The 13,621-nt window shown below is 39.1% G+C and carries 18 protein-coding genes and 1 tRNA gene; 18 read left to right on the top strand and 1 reads right to left on the bottom strand.

Translation table 11 applies throughout. The annotated features are described in order from the left end of the window. The first annotated feature begins 288 nt into the window (after nucleotides 1-288). Genes MOZ64_RS04820 through MOZ64_RS04790 form a run of 7 tightly spaced genes read left to right on the top strand, consistent with a single transcriptional unit; the run spans nucleotide 289 to nucleotide 5,761 of the window. Nucleotides 289-537, top strand: a complete 249-nt coding sequence (locus MOZ64_RS04820; protein WP_320325455.1) for a hypothetical protein — start codon at nucleotides 289-291, stop codon at nucleotides 535-537. A gap of 59 nt (nucleotides 538-596) precedes the next feature. Then, nucleotides 597-1,427, top strand: a complete 831-nt coding sequence (locus MOZ64_RS04815; protein ID WP_320325454.1) for an HAD family hydrolase — start codon at nucleotides 597-599, stop codon at nucleotides 1,425-1,427. Further along, entirely contained in the window at nucleotides 1,417-2,187 is a 771-nt protein-coding gene (murI, locus tag MOZ64_RS04810; RefSeq protein ID WP_320325453.1) for a glutamate racemase, read from the top strand. The genes MOZ64_RS04815 and murI overlap by 11 nt, the downstream gene beginning before the upstream one ends. Next, a complete protein-coding gene (locus MOZ64_RS04805) occupies nucleotides 2,178-3,557 on the top strand; it encodes an aminopeptidase (protein WP_320325452.1) in 1,380 nt (459 codons plus the stop codon). Before murI ends, MOZ64_RS04805 begins: the two co-directional genes overlap by 10 nt. 6 nt (nucleotides 3,558-3,563) lie before the next feature. Beyond that, nucleotides 3,564-4,409, top strand: coding sequence for a Cof-type HAD-IIB family hydrolase (locus tag MOZ64_RS04800; RefSeq protein WP_320325451.1), 846 nt, complete (start codon nucleotides 3,564-3,566; stop codon nucleotides 4,407-4,409). Further along, entirely contained in the window at nucleotides 4,393-5,265 is an 873-nt protein-coding gene (gene thyA / locus MOZ64_RS04795) for a thymidylate synthase (RefSeq protein WP_320325450.1), read from the top strand. The genes MOZ64_RS04800 and thyA overlap by 17 nt, the downstream gene beginning before the upstream one ends. A gap of 10 nt (nucleotides 5,266-5,275) precedes the next feature. Then, on the top strand, nucleotides 5,276-5,761 hold the full coding sequence (locus tag MOZ64_RS04790) for a dihydrofolate reductase (RefSeq protein ID WP_320325449.1): 486 nt from the start codon (nucleotides 5,276-5,278) through the stop codon (nucleotides 5,759-5,761). 68 nt (nucleotides 5,762-5,829) lie between these two features. Here the strand turns inward: MOZ64_RS04790 and MOZ64_RS04785 are convergent, their stop codons facing one another. Beyond that, on the bottom strand, nucleotides 5,830-6,036 hold the full coding sequence (locus tag MOZ64_RS04785) for a cold-shock protein (RefSeq protein WP_320325448.1): 207 nt from the start codon (nucleotides 6,034-6,036) through the stop codon (nucleotides 5,830-5,832). A 182-nt stretch (nucleotides 6,037-6,218) separates the two neighbouring features. On the opposite strand from MOZ64_RS04785, the gene MOZ64_RS04780 reads away from it, so the two are divergent. The 11 genes from MOZ64_RS04780 (at nucleotide 6,219) to MOZ64_RS04730 (ending at nucleotide 13,617) form a co-directional block, all read left to right on the top strand. Continuing rightward, nucleotides 6,219-6,294: transfer RNA gene (locus MOZ64_RS04780), tRNA-Lys, on the top strand. Between the two features lie 201 nt (nucleotides 6,295-6,495). After that, nucleotides 6,496-7,050, top strand: a complete 555-nt coding sequence (gene infC / locus MOZ64_RS04775; RefSeq protein WP_320325447.1) for a translation initiation factor IF-3 — start codon at nucleotides 6,496-6,498, stop codon at nucleotides 7,048-7,050. Nucleotides 7,051-7,063: 13 nt separating this feature from the next. Further along, nucleotides 7,064-7,258, top strand: a complete 195-nt coding sequence (gene rpmI / locus MOZ64_RS04770) for a 50S ribosomal protein L35 (protein WP_128521243.1) — start codon at nucleotides 7,064-7,066, stop codon at nucleotides 7,256-7,258. A 24-nt stretch (nucleotides 7,259-7,282) separates the two neighbouring features. Beyond that, nucleotides 7,283-7,639, top strand: coding sequence for a 50S ribosomal protein L20 (gene rplT, locus MOZ64_RS04765; RefSeq protein WP_128521244.1), 357 nt, complete (start codon nucleotides 7,283-7,285; stop codon nucleotides 7,637-7,639). Between the two features lie 151 nt (nucleotides 7,640-7,790). Beyond that, nucleotides 7,791-8,000 carry a FeoA family protein gene (locus MOZ64_RS04760; protein ID WP_320325446.1) on the top strand — a complete coding sequence of 70 codons (210 nt, stop codon included), beginning with the start codon at nucleotides 7,791-7,793 and terminating at the stop codon, nucleotides 7,998-8,000. 13 nt (nucleotides 8,001-8,013) lie between these two features. Beyond that, nucleotides 8,014-8,232 carry a FeoA family protein gene (locus MOZ64_RS04755; protein WP_320325445.1) on the top strand — a complete coding sequence of 73 codons (219 nt, stop codon included), beginning with the start codon at nucleotides 8,014-8,016 and terminating at the stop codon, nucleotides 8,230-8,232. A gap of 11 nt (nucleotides 8,233-8,243) precedes the next feature. Beyond that, nucleotides 8,244-9,020: a FeoB small GTPase domain-containing protein gene (locus MOZ64_RS04750; RefSeq protein ID WP_320325444.1), complete on the top strand. Its 777-nt coding sequence runs from the start codon at nucleotides 8,244-8,246 to the stop codon at nucleotides 9,018-9,020. Nucleotides 9,021-9,043: 23 nt separating this feature from the next. Beyond that, on the top strand, nucleotides 9,044-10,363 hold the full coding sequence (gene feoB, locus MOZ64_RS04745; RefSeq protein WP_320325443.1) for a ferrous iron transporter B: 1,320 nt from the start codon (nucleotides 9,044-9,046) through the stop codon (nucleotides 10,361-10,363). A gap of 15 nt (nucleotides 10,364-10,378) precedes the next feature. After that, nucleotides 10,379-10,519 carry a hypothetical protein gene (locus MOZ64_RS04740; RefSeq protein WP_320325442.1) on the top strand — a complete coding sequence of 47 codons (141 nt, stop codon included), beginning with the start codon at nucleotides 10,379-10,381 and terminating at the stop codon, nucleotides 10,517-10,519. Nucleotides 10,520-10,560: 41 nt separating this feature from the next. After that, on the top strand, nucleotides 10,561-11,766 hold the full coding sequence (locus tag MOZ64_RS04735; RefSeq protein WP_320325441.1) for an aminopeptidase: 1,206 nt from the start codon (nucleotides 10,561-10,563) through the stop codon (nucleotides 11,764-11,766). A gap of 45 nt (nucleotides 11,767-11,811) precedes the next feature. After that, nucleotides 11,812-13,617, top strand: coding sequence for a DUF2812 domain-containing protein (locus MOZ64_RS04730; RefSeq protein ID WP_320325440.1), 1,806 nt, complete (start codon nucleotides 11,812-11,814; stop codon nucleotides 13,615-13,617). Nucleotides 13,618-13,621 lie beyond the last annotated feature (4 nt).

Here is a 13,621-nt window from a genome sequence, read left to right as displayed (position 1 = left end):
GAGATATAACGCAGGAAGGAGTTCCATACATAATAGAGAGGAACTCCTTTCATCTATACAAGTGTGAGAGACAAGGTTTATCAAGAGAAACCAAAAGCACTTGGAAGAAGGAATCGTTTGATTCCTTTTTTTATGATACGTTAATTTATTTGGATAACAAAATAGGTATAACGCTTACATGTTATATTACAAATGAAAAATCTTTGTTTATTTGTATAAAACAAAATATTTATTGTTGAGATGGATACTTTTCGACATAATGTAGACATCGACAAGGAGAGATGACATATGAGTGCAATTGTCCATTTAGAACCCAAAGAATTTATTGAGACCATGTATGAACAGAAAGGAAAAATGAAAGTACATCCATATGTATTGGATTGTGGTATAGCCACCATGATCTATATGTTTGATGGTACCGATGGAAATACGTATTATTTGGATCGTGCCTTTACAGCTTGTCCAGAAGTTATCGCTCATCAAGATAAATATCGATTGCATGCGGATATGTATCGAAAAGTCGCATTGATTCATTAATTCTTTGAACGCAAGAGCTAATCGGAATGGTTAGCTCTTTTTCGTGGTATACTGGAAACATGATAAAAGATTTGAAGTTAGTTGTTTGTGATATCGATGATACTTTGGTGGTTCGACATAAATTGCTGACACCAAGAGCTAAGCGAATGATCAAGACCTTAAAGGCAAAGAATATTTATTTTGGCTTGGCCAGTGGTCGTCCTTTTTGGGATCTTGATCATATGATCGAAGGATGGCATATTGAACCTGTTGATATGTTGATTGGTATGAATGGTTCCAGTCTTCGTGATGCGGTTCATCAAAAAGAATATACATATTATTTGATGAAACCGGAATGGATCAAGGAAACGATTGAAATCATGAAACAATTTCATGCCAACCCCATCATTTATGAAGATGATGCCATCGTTTGTGTCAAACGCGATACGACCGTTATTAGTTCGGCTCTTTCGGGGCATCGATCGATCCATAAAGTGGATGATCTGTCCTATCTCTATCGGAAAGAAAACGCAAAGATCATGTTTCGAATAAAGGCACACCAGATGGCTGATGTGGAGGCTTATTTTCGAGCGCATCCAAGTCCAAATTATATTGGGTTCAAAACGCAACCGACCTTATTTGAATTTACCAATATTCATACGGATAAAGGATATGCACTTTCACAATATTGTGAAATCAATGGCTTATCGCCAGAACAGGTCATGGCTTTTGGTGATACATCCAATGATAATGGGATGTTGAAATATAGTGGGTTAGGCGTTTGTTTAAAAAATGGCTCAGAAGATACGAAAGCGATTGCCGATGTGGTGACCGATCGTCCATGCACAATGGATGGCTGGGCGGATTTTATGGAAAAATATTTTGATAGGAGGCAACAAAATGGAAAATGATCCCATTGGTATATTTGATTCTGGATTGGGTGGAATCAGTGTATTATCGGTTGCTAAAAAGGTGTTACCACAAGAAGATTTTATTTTCTTAGGAGATTCGCAATACAATCCATATGGTACCAAAACCAAAGAGGAAATTACGCAACGATGCATTGCGATTTGCGATTGGTTTGTCGCACAACATGTGAAAGCAATCGTGATTGCCTGCAATACAGCGACAAGTGCCTGTGTGGATGTATTGCGCGATCGTTACGAGATTCCTATCATTGGTATGGAACCGGCTTTAAAAGTCGCTTGTGAAAAAGGACCGAGACAACATATTGCTGTATGGGCCACGGAATTGACCCTAAAAGAACAAAAATTTGCGCGCTTGATGGATCGATTTGATGATGAACATACGATCTATCGGGTACCTTGTCCTCAATTGGTTCGAATCGTAGAGGAAGATCGATTGGATCAGGAAACGATGATTGCGCGTACTTTAAATGAATATTTACATCAAAGTCCAAAAGTAAATAGTATTGTTTTAGGTTGTACACATTTTTTGTTTTATCGGAATGCGTTAAAGAAGCTTTTGCCACAAGATGTCCATATCGTGGATGGCAATTGGGGAACCATTCGTCATTTAGAAGATATTTTAAATCAAAATGGACAATTAAATGATCATGGTGGCGGGATCGTTTGGAAAAATACGGATCCATCAAAAATTGAATTATCAAAAAGATTATTGAAAAGAATGGAGGAGATCATATGGGATTAGCATGGAAAGAATATGATGAAAAAAAACAAGCGGAAGTAATGTCTTTTTGTGACGAGTATATGGCATTTCTAAGTGAAGCCAAGACGGAACGTCGCTTTGTGAAGCTGGCCATTGAAAAAGCCGAGGCAGCAGGATATCGCAATATCGAAGAAATCATTCAAAAGAAAGAGTCGTTGCATCCTCAAGATAAAGTGTATATGAATCAGATGAATAAGGCGGTTGCCTTGATGCAAATTGGCGATGATCCTTTGGAAGAAGGGATGAATATCTTAGGGGCTCATATTGATAGTCCTCGTTTGGATTTGAAACAACATCCGCTCTATGAAGAGGGAGATCTGGCCTATTTTGATACGCATTATTATGGTGGTGTCAAAAAATATCAATGGGTAACCATTCCGTTGGCTATCTATGGTGTGGTTGTTTTGAAAAATGGGCAAACGATCGATGTGGCTATCGGTGATAAAGAAGAAGATCCTGTCTTTGTGATCAGTGACTTATTGATTCATTTGGCTTCGAAACAAATGAATAAAAAAGCGGATCAAGTCGTGGAAGGAGAATCGTTAAATGTGACGATTGGATCGATTCCGTTGGCCGATGTAAAGGAAGAGCCCGTAAAAGCACATATCCTGCAAATCTTAAAAACAACCTATGGATTTGAAGAAGAAGATTTTATCAGTGCTGAATTGGAAGTGGTACCAGCTGGTCAAGCTCGTTCATGTGGCTTGGATAGAAGCTTGATCTTGGCGTATGGGCAAGATGATAAAGTTTGTGCCTATACCTCTTTACAAGCGATGTTGGAAGCACGCCATCTAAAACGAACGGCGGCTTGTTTATTGGTGGATAAAGAAGAAGTAGGATCCCAAGGGGCAACCGGTATGCAGTCTCAATTTTTTGAGGATTTTGTGGCTGAAGTCTTATATGCTTTAGGCAAAGATTCAAATTTGGCAGTTCGTCGGGCTTTGATCCATTCAGCTATGTTGTCTAGTGATGTATGTGCGGCCCATGATCCCAATTATGCAGATGTTTCCAGTCCCAATGAGAATCAGCCAAAGTTTGGCTATGGCCTTGCATTCAATAAATATACGGGTGCACGGGGCAAAAGTGGTTGTAACGATGCGAATGCAGAATATATTGCCCAATTGCGCGCTGTCATGGAACAAGGCCAGGTTCATTGGCAAACGGGTGAATTAGGTAAGGTAGATGCTGGTGGTGGTGGTACCATCGCCTATATCTTGGCTAATTATGGTATGCGTGTGATTGATTGTGGAGTTCCACTTCACAATATGCATGCGCCCCATGAAATATCATCGAAAGCCGATGTATATGAGGCATATCGAGGATATAAAGCTTTTATTGAATTTATGAGGTAAGAAATTATGGAAAACGAAACAATCACATTAGTGGCAACGGATCTAGATGGCACGTTTTTGGATTCACACAAAAAAGTACCTGCCATTAATCGCGAAGTGATCAGTTGTTTAAAAGATCATGGGATCTTATTTGGGATTGCTTCTGGACGTCCGATTGAAACGGTTCGTCCGATGATCCATGATTGGGGCATTGAACAAGATGTAAGTTTTATTGTCGGGATGAATGGTGGCGTCTTATATGATCTACGACGTCGTGATAAAGAAGAATATCATTTGATTTCTAGCAATGTCGTATTAAAGATCATTCGTTTTTTTGAAGATCTGGATGTCGAATTTCATGTTGTGATGGGCCCTACTCGTTACACCAGCAAGTCCAATGAAAAAACAAGAGCCGATGCCTTGATGTTTGGTGAAACGGAAATTGAAGTGAATATGCATGAATTTATGCAAAATCGCGATATCAATAAGTTGATGATGCATTTTGAGCCAAGCTATATGCCGGTCATATTGGAAAGAGCCAGTCATTTCTATGATGCTCGTGTCGTTGGTTTTGCGACCAGTGATACGTTATTTGAATATGTCGATCCCCATATCAACAAAGGATTTGGCATGAAGAAATTAGCGAAGCATTATGGTGTTCCCTTGGAAACGATCATGGCTTTTGGAGATGCACCCAATGATCAAGAAATGTTGGGGTTAGTTGGTTGTGGTGTATGTATGGCCAATGGATCCAAAGAATCGAAAATGAATGCGAGATATGTAACAACGTTGACCAATGATGAAGGGGCTGTTGGTCATTTTATTGAAGATCATTTGTTGAAAAAAGGAGAAGGAAATGTCAGCGTGGGATGAAATTTATTGTCGAATTTGTGAAAATATCTTGCGTCAAGGAAAGCAGGTACAGAATCGTACGGGAGTGGATTCAATCAAGATTCCGAGTGCCTATTTTACCTTGGACGTAGGGGAAGAATTTCCTATTTTAACGACAAAACAATTATTTATTCGACAAGCCGTCTTAGAAATGTTATGGATTTATCAAGTACAGTCCAATGATGTGCGATGGCTACAAGAACGAAATGTTCACATTTGGGATTTATGGGAAATCGATGAAAACGGTGATTGGAAAGATCAAAAAACGGGTAAGGTCTTGAAGCATTTTAATCCAAAATATGCACATACCATTGGTACGGCCTATGGTTATATCGTTAAAAAAATGGGGTTGATGGATCGTTTGATCGATAGTTTAATCCATACACCGGATGATCGTCGTCGTGTCTTATCTTTATGGCAAGATGAATATTTAGATACTGCCGTTTTACCAAGCTGTGTTTGGTCGAGTGAATGGGATATCACAGATGGTAAATTGAATGTGTGGGTACATCAGCGAAGTTGCGATGTACCATTGGGATTGCCATTCAATGTCACTCAATACGCGGTATTGTTGTGCATGTTAGCCCAAGTCACAGGCTTGCAACCAGGCACGATGAGCTGGTCTATCAAAGATGCGCATATTTATGTAAATCAAGTAGATGGGATCAAAGAACAATTGGAGCGCTATTCTACCAAGGAATCGTTGCCGACTCCAAAATTATGGTTAAATCCGGATATCAAGAATTTCTATGATTTTGATCATAGCAAGGATATTACCGATATCAAATTATTAAATTATCAACATATGGGAAAGATTTCTTTTCCAATATCCCAATAAAAGGAGGAAAATGAAATTAATTGAGATTGCTGCGATTGGCAAAAATTATGAACTTGGAAAAAATAATGATTTGATTTGGCATTTGAAGGGAGATATGCAGTTTTTTCGTCAAACCACAAAAGGACATATTGTTTTGATGGGGCGAAAAACGTATGAGTCGTTGCCGCATTTATTGCCGGGTCGTCATCACATTGTGATTTCGCGTTCGGCTCCATTGGTGGAACCAGAAGTTGAAGTATTTGCAACCATTGATGCGTTTATTCAAGCTTATAAAGATAAGAATGTGGATGTTTATGTGATTGGTGGGGCACAAATCTATGCACAGATGTTGCCTTATGCGGATGAATTGTTGTTGACTCACATTCAAGATGCAGAAGATGCCGATGTTTATTTTCCGATGTTTGATTCTTCTTTATATACCAAAACCATTCTAGAAGAAGAGGAAGAAAATGATGTGACTTATCAAATTGTGAAGTATACAAAGCAAAAAATATAGGAGAGCGAAAGGCTCTCCTTTTTTAAGGGGGAAGGATAAACGAACAATCAAAACTGAATAAAAAGCGACTATTCGCCGATAACTTTTACGTTATTGGCTTGTGGTCCACGATCTGTTTCGACTAAATCATAGGATACGGTTTGACCTTCTTCTAGATTTTTGAAGCCATCGGCTTGAATGGAAGAATAATGGACAAAAACATCTTTGCCATCGGCATCAATGATGAATCCATATCCTTTTTCGGTATTAAACCATTTTACTTTGCCTGTTAACATAATTACATCTCCTAATACTAACTTTCCTTTTTTTCTAAGGAAAATGGAAAGGTACTCCCCCATGGTTAGATTATAATTCAAATATAGAAAAAAATAAATGTATCAATTCGATTTTTTTTAAGCATTGAAAAAAATATTTGCATGAAGTAGGAAATCATGTTAATATACCTAAGCAATCACATGGATCCTTAGCTCAGCTGGCAGAGCAACTGACTCTTAATCAGTGGGTCTGGGGTTCGAATCCCCAAGGATCCACCATTGTAAATAAGCTCGAATTTCGAGCTTTTTTTCTTTACATGACATTGAACATGTGGTAATATCTTCGAGTAAGGAATGGAAAGATAGAAGTACCTCTTCTCACCTGATGTATTTGGATACATGGGTTTAAGCCAATTCATGAAATTGCTTAAGTTAGAATGGGTACGTTTGTCGTGCCCATTTTTTATGAATAGAAGGTAGGTGTCGGATATCCGTAATCGTAAAGTAGCCCCAAATAATGTGAATCATGATTTATTTAATGACAAGATTCCATTCAAAGAAGTTCGTGTCATTGGTGCTGATGGTGAACAATTGGGCGTCATGTCTAAAAGAAAAGCACAAAGTATTGCAGCGAGTCAAAATTTAGATTTGTTATGTGTGGCGCCAAAAGCTAAGCCGCCTGTTTGCAAGATATTAGACTATGGTCGATATCATTTTGAGCAGCAGAAGAAGGAAAAAGAAGCAAAGCGCAAACAACATGTTGTTGAAATTAAGTCATTGCGTTTATCACCAGTGGTGGAGGAACATGATTTTCAAACGAAGTTACGTCATGCGAGAAAATGGCTTGAAGCGGGGATGAAAGTAAAGATTGATATGCGATTCCGCGGAAGAATGATTACGCGTCAGGAAACTGGACGAAATACCATGGATAAATTCATGGAGGCGTGTTCGGATATTGCCAACGTAGAGAAGCGTCCTAAGTTGGAAGGAAATACAATGTCAGTCACTTTATCGCCTAAGAAGACGCAGAAGTAAGGAGGAGCAAATTATGCCTAAGATGAAAACTCATAGAGGACTTGCCAAACGAGTAAAGAAGACAGGTTCAGGAAAATTAAAGAGATCACATGCCTATACATCTCACCGTTTCCACGGTAAAACAAAGAAACAAAGACGTCATTTGGCAAAACCTACAACGGTACATGCTACAGACTACAAACGTATTAAAAATATGTTACAAAAGTAATTTTAAATAGAGGAGGAAAATAGAATGGCTAGAGTTAAAGGTGGAACTGTTACTCGTGCTCGTAGAAAGCGCGTATTAAAACTTGCCAAAGGATATTTTGGTTCAAAACATACATTATACAAAACGGCAAATGAACAGGTAATGCATTCTTTCAAATATGCATTCAATGATCGTCGCAAGTTAAAAGGAAACATGCGTAAGATCTGGATTGCTCGTATCAATGCCGCTGCTCGTATGAATGGTTTATCTTATTCTCGTTTAATGCATGGATTGAAATTAGCGAATATCGAAATCAATCGTAAGATGTTAAGCGAAATGGCTATCCATGATGCAGAAAGCTTCACAAAGATTTGTGAAGAAGCAAAAGCTGCTTTAAACTAAGAAAGGGACACTCACTTGATGTGGGTGTTTTTTTTAGCTATGTAATTAGATTATTTTAATAAAATTAGTGCTATCTAAAATAGATTTGACAAACTATTCGAGTTGCTCTATACTAACTATGTTAGAAAGAATATATCTATGGAGGTAGGATATGCCATTATCACTTGCCGATATAAATACGGTATATATTGTGAAACGAGTTACAGGCAATGATCAAATGCGTAAGCATCTAGCAAATTTGGGATTTGTGGAAGGAGCCGAAGTACAAGTCATCCAAAGCATTGATGGAAATTTGATCGTTGAAGTAAAAAATGTTCGTGTTGCCATAGATACTTCACTTGCGCGTCGAGTGATGGTATAGGAAGGGAAGATATATGACACTAAATCAAATACCAGTAGGAACGAGTGTGACCGTTAAAAAGATCACTGGAAAAGGCGCTACAAAACGTCGCATCATGGATATGGGCATTGTCAAGGGTGTAGAAATTTTTGTTCGCAAAGTAGCCCCTTTAGGCGATCCCATCGAATTGACGGTGCGCGGATATGAATTATCCATTCGTAAGTCGGAAGCTGAATGGATCGAAGTGGAATAGGAAGGAAATAGATGATGAAGATAGCTTTAGCGGGAAATCCAAATAGTGGGAAAACGACCCTATTTAATGATTTAACGGGGAGCAGTCAGTATGTAGGAAACTGGCCAGGTGTAACCGTTGAAAAAAAGGAAGGTCAACTTCGTGCTCACGAGGATGTGACCATTCAAGATTTACCAGGTATTTATTCCTTATCGCCATATAGTATGGAAGAAGTGGTGGCAAGACAATATCTTGTGAATGAACGACCCGATGCATTGATCAATATTGTGGATGGAACAAATATTGAGCGTAACTTATATCTAACCACACAATTATTGGAATTGGATATTCCTATGGTTTTAGCCATTAATATGATTGATTTGGTCAAGAAAAATGGAGACGAAATTGATTTAAAAGGACTAGAAAAAGAGTTGGGATGTAAAGTGATGTCCTTATCGGCTTTACGTAGTGAAGGATCGATGGAAGTCGCTGAAGCAGCGATACAACTTGCGAAAATGCGTCCTTCCATCAAAAATCCTCATGTATTTACCGGATCGGTCGAGCATGCTTTGGCGCATATTGAAGAATCCATCGAATCGACGGTGGGCCATGCCGGACTTCGCTGGGCGGCTGTTAAGGTCTTTGAACGAGATGAAAAAGCCATCCAAGAAATGCATTTGGATCCTGCTATCTTAGACCATGTAGAAAGTCATATCATCGATTGTGAAAAAGAAATGGATGATGATGCGGAAAGTATCATCACCGGTCAGGGTATGATTATATTACCAAGATCATTCAAACTTGTGTAAAGAAGAAACGTAAAAAAGGGGAATTGAGTGTATCGGATAAAATTGATAAGATCGTGACCAATCGAATCTTAGCTTTGCCTATTTTTGCGATCATCATGTGGTTTGTTTATTATATTTCGGTCACTACCTTAGGTACATGGATGACCGATTGGACGAATGATGTTTTATTTGGTGAAATCGTACCAAATGCCGTAACCAATTTCTTGACTTCGATTGGAGTAGCGACTTGGCTGCAACATTTAATTGTTGATGGTATCATCGGTGGTGTTGGAACCGTATTAGGTTTTGTTCCTCAAATCTTATTGATCTTCTTCTTCCTGGCCATCTTGGAAGATTGTGGATATATGTCACGTATTGCCTTTGTCATGGACCGTATCTTCCGTCGTTTTGGGTTATCCGGCAAGAGCTTTATTCCGATGTTGATTGGATCGGGATGTGGTGTGCCGGCCATCATGGCCACACGTACGATCGAGAATGAAAAAGATCGTCGTATGACAATTATGTTGTGTACGTTTATTCCATGTTCGGCAAAAACGGAAATCATTGGTATGGTCACAAGTGTCTTTTTCCGCGGTAATCCTTATATTGCGGTGGGCATGTTGTTCTTATCTTGGATCATCATTATTTGTTCCGGAATTGCCTTGAAAAAGACTGCACGATTTGCGGGTGAAACGGCACCATTCGTCATGGAATTACCAGCCTATCATCTTCCTCAAGCCAAGACGGTCTTATTACGTGTTGTGGATCGTGGTAAACACTTTATCATCAAAGCTGGAACCATTATATTTGCGGTATCTGTCATTGTTTGGTTCTTGATGTCCTATAGTTGGTCATTACAATACTTAGATCCAGAATCTATGGATCTGTCTCGCTCAATCTTGCGTAGTATTGGCCAATTCATTGCCCCAATCTTTGCTCCTCTTGGATTTGGTAACTGGGAAGGCGGCGTATCTGTCTTGGTTGCTTTATCCGCAAAAGAATTGGCTGCCAGCACGATCGTTGTATTGGCTGGTGGACAAGCAAAAGTAGCTGGTTTGTTTACGGCAATGGGTGCTTTCAGTTATATGTTATTGAACTTGTTCAACCCACCTTGCATTGCCGCAATGAGTACGATGATGCGAGAAATGGGTTCAAAAGCTTGGGGTGTTTACTGCATTTGTTTCCAACTTATCTTAGGTTGGGTCGTTGCTTTGATTGGTTATCAATTGGGTAACTGGTTGTTCTTTGGTGGTCAATTTGGTTTCTGGACCGTGGTTGCTCTGATCTTATTGGCTATCTGTATTTATTTAGTTGTACGACCACAACCAAAGCCAAAAGAAGATACGGTTGTTGAAAATGTTTAATGAAGGAGGAAACATATGTCTACGTTTATTGTTGGTGCTATCCTTGTGATCCTAATCTATTTTGCGGTTCGTCATATGCGAAAAACGGGAACTGGATGTTGTGATACAAAGGATTCTTGTTCTTCTGGTTCTTGTCCACATTGTCAAAATAAGTAAAAAGCGTGCGTGTGCACGCTTTTTTCAGGTAGAATAGTAATATGTTTGAAAATTATGCAAAATTATTGATTCAAGTAGGACTCCATGTAAAAAGAAATCAAATTGTGGTTATCCAAGCTCCTGTGGAAGTGTATTCCTTTGTTGAGGCTCTATCTCAAGAAGCGTTTCGTGCAGGAGCCAAAGATGTGATCGTTCGCTATCGCGATGAGATCATTTCACATCATCGTTATCTTTATGCGGATGATGTGGAAAAAGTGCCATCCTATGTATCGGATCTTTACAATCAAACCGCCAAGAAAGGAGCTTGTTACTTGTATTTGGTTGGCGATGATCCCAATTTGATGAAGGATGTGGATCCAAAAAAGTTCACGAATTATCGAAAGGCCTTTCGAAAAGATACGGCTTTTTATCGTCATCAATTGGATTTTATGCATTGTCAATGGTGTGTGGCTGCTGTTGCGACCCGATCCTGGTCAAAACAAATTTATGGACATGAAGATACCCATCGTCTATGGCAAGATATTTTGCGGATTTGTCATGTGGATGAAAAAGATCCGGTCGATACATGGGAAAAACGTAAACAGCAATTTGAAAAGCGAGTGGATTGGATCAATTCTTTAGAGCTTCGATCTTTACACTATAGAAACCATTTAGGAACGGATCTTATGGTGGAATTGCCAGAACACTATCGATTTGCGGGTGGAAATAGTTTGCTCATCGATGGAACTTCTTATTTTGCGAATATTCCCACGGAAGAAATTTTTGCCGCCCCATTGAAAAAGGGAATTCAAGGAAAGTTAGTGGCTTCCATGCCTTTATCGCATCAAGGTACATTGATCAAAGATTTTTGGTTTCAGTTCAAAGATGGCAAGGTCATTGATTTTGATGCGAAAGAAGGAAAACAAGTTTTAGCAGAAATTTTATCTACGGATGCAGGTTCTTCCTATATTGGTGAAATTGCGTTGGTTCCTTATGATTCACCGATTTCGAATTACCATCAAATCTTCTATGAAACATTGATCGATGAAAATGCTTCTTGTCACTTTGCGTTTGGACAATCGTATCCGGAATGTATTGAAAAGGGTTTATCAATGACGAGTGAAGAATTAAAAGAGCATGGATTGAATCAGTCCAATATCCATGTGGACTTTATGGTCGGGACCAAGGATCTGCAAATCGAAGGGAAGACGCGAAAGGGCGAGGAAATCACCATCTTTCAGAATGGAAATTTTCCGTGGTTTGACTAACTACGTATTAATTAGTAAAATAATAACGTTAGAAGGTGACGTAGTATGGCCGAAGAATCCAAACAAAAAAAGAAAGAAAGTGCCCTCGAAGAATTAAAGCGAATTCAGGAAGCTGATCATGCGGCGGGCATTCACTATAATGAACCCGAATTGAAGCATTTTGATGCCCAAAGTGTATTCAATGTCGATGAGAAACAAAGCGAGAAAAAGCCAGAACGAAAGAGTGCATTTCATCTGGGTAAGCGTGCTAATCGTAATAAAACGACACGTGTACAAGTGCATTCTCAAGCTTTTGAGAATACTTCTTTTCAAATTGAAGATGTTACTTTGGCCCCCAAAGACAAGCCAAGACGTCATCAAGCACCCGTTGATCCGGTAGAAGAGGTCAGGGCACGTCAAGTCCAACAAATGAAGGAATCTTTAGCACATGAACAAGATGTAGCGGAAGAAAAAGTCAAAGTTTGGAAACCGAAAGAGGAACGTGTCGCAAAGCCAGAACCGGTTGAAAATATGGAATCAACTGCAACGGTTGAAAAAGAAGAACCTACCCCCGTTGTTCAATCCGAAACGGTGGAACCAACCCCCGTTGAAGAAGTTGCACGACCCGAGGAAATTGAAGAAGCTTCAGAAGATGAATTGATCGAAGAATTGGCTATTGTTGATAAGACCGAGGAAGAAAAACCAGCGGATGTGGATGAAAAAGAAATTGAATCTTTGATCCAAAAACCAGATGCCACCCCAGATCACGATGATATCGAACTGGTAAAGGTGGAAGAAGAAAAGCCGAAGAAGACCAATAAGGAAAGTTTAGAAATTTCTTTGGATGAAGTCTTGCAGGTTGTGGATGCGTCCAAATCAAAACATGTGGATCTAGATACATCCAATGGACAAGTCATGAACTTAGATGAAGATGACGATATTGATATTGTTGATGTTGAGGATACGGATGATGCAACAAAAGGCGAAGTGGAAGATGAAATGGATATTCCGGTCATGGATATGGATGAAAAAGAAGATCAACCGGAACCATCCGAAAAAATTAGCGAAGATATACAAGATCGAAAAGCGCCAGAAGAGGTGGAACCAATTCAAACGTCTGTACCAGTGGAACCAGAAGATGAAGACATTGAAGTAATTGATCTGGATGAAGACGAAGAAGAGGAAGATCTGGAAACGGAGGATATTCCAGAAGGAGATCTTTATGAAGAAAAGAAACGTTTCTTGTTGTCTGAATATGCGAAAGAAGAAGATTATTTAGAACAACAATCACAGCGTGGCTATCATTATGTGCGTCGTGATGGAAAACGATTTGTTTTCGTAAAAGGTGATCCAAAAGATTATTACTATTTGTTGAATTATTACCAACAAGAGCCTTCTGCCCAAACAAAAGCGCAATGGAAACGAGACGGTTGGAAATTGTTGTCGGTATCTCCGTCGAAAGATAAAAAAGTAGCGGGATGGTTTGTTTTACGAAATGAAGAACAGCCGGGTGAATATCGAAAGACCATAGATAATGAAGAAGAAAAATATGAATTCTTCCGTAAATATCGAAATTCCGTTCGTTCGACATTGTTCTTTATCTTTATCTGTATGGCTTGTTGTGTGGTGACCGGTGTACTGCAAGTCATGGCACAAGGTTTCTTATTTGGCATTGCTTGTTGTGTGATTCTCTTTATTGTTGCATTGATTGCGTTTATCACATATTCAAGAATGCTTCGTGGAGCAACAAAACAAGCCAATTTATTAAATGCTCGTTTGCGTTTGCGTAAAAGAGAAGAAACGTTAGACGATAACGAAGAAGAGTCCGATGAACAATTGGATTCTGAATGGGAAAAAGTAGAAGAGGAGTAAAATT

The organism is Absicoccus intestinalis, from assembly GCF_033971885.1.
In the GTDB taxonomy this organism is placed as follows: Bacteria; Bacillota_I; Bacilli_A; order Erysipelotrichales; family Erysipelotrichaceae; genus Absicoccus; species Absicoccus intestinalis.
The sequence above is the reverse complement of the archived record's forward strand: the minus strand, read 5'-3'. Positions and strand labels throughout refer to the sequence as shown.

Coding starts and splice junctions, on each gene's coding strand:
- MOZ64_RS04820 (WP_320325455.1), top strand. CDS start 289: ATGAGTGCAATTGTCCATTTAGAACCCAAAGAATTTATTGAGACCATG.
- MOZ64_RS04815 (WP_320325454.1), top strand. CDS start 597: ATGATAAAAGATTTGAAGTTAGTTGTTTGTGATATCGATGATACTTTG.
- murI (WP_320325453.1), top strand. CDS start 1,417: ATGGAAAATGATCCCATTGGTATATTTGATTCTGGATTGGGTGGAATC.
- MOZ64_RS04805 (WP_320325452.1), top strand. CDS start 2,178: ATGGGATTAGCATGGAAAGAATATGATGAAAAAAAACAAGCGGAAGTA.
- MOZ64_RS04800 (WP_320325451.1), top strand. CDS start 3,564: ATGGAAAACGAAACAATCACATTAGTGGCAACGGATCTAGATGGCACG.
- thyA (WP_320325450.1), top strand. CDS start 4,393: ATGTCAGCGTGGGATGAAATTTATTGTCGAATTTGTGAAAATATCTTG.
- MOZ64_RS04790 (WP_320325449.1), top strand. CDS start 5,276: ATGAAATTAATTGAGATTGCTGCGATTGGCAAAAATTATGAACTTGGA.
- MOZ64_RS04785 (WP_320325448.1), bottom strand. CDS start 6,036: ATGTTAACAGGCAAAGTAAAATGGTTTAATACCGAAAAAGGATATGGA.
- rpmI (WP_128521243.1), top strand. CDS start 7,064: ATGCCTAAGATGAAAACTCATAGAGGACTTGCCAAACGAGTAAAGAAG.
- rplT (WP_128521244.1), top strand. CDS start 7,283: ATGGCTAGAGTTAAAGGTGGAACTGTTACTCGTGCTCGTAGAAAGCGC.
- MOZ64_RS04760 (WP_320325446.1), top strand. CDS start 7,791: ATGCCATTATCACTTGCCGATATAAATACGGTATATATTGTGAAACGA.
- MOZ64_RS04755 (WP_320325445.1), top strand. CDS start 8,014: ATGACACTAAATCAAATACCAGTAGGAACGAGTGTGACCGTTAAAAAG.
- MOZ64_RS04750 (WP_320325444.1), top strand. CDS start 8,244: ATGATGAAGATAGCTTTAGCGGGAAATCCAAATAGTGGGAAAACGACC.
- MOZ64_RS04740 (WP_320325442.1), top strand. CDS start 10,379: ATGTCTACGTTTATTGTTGGTGCTATCCTTGTGATCCTAATCTATTTT.
- MOZ64_RS04735 (WP_320325441.1), top strand. CDS start 10,561: ATGTTTGAAAATTATGCAAAATTATTGATTCAAGTAGGACTCCATGTA.
- MOZ64_RS04730 (WP_320325440.1), top strand. CDS start 11,812: ATGGCCGAAGAATCCAAACAAAAAAAGAAAGAAAGTGCCCTCGAAGAA.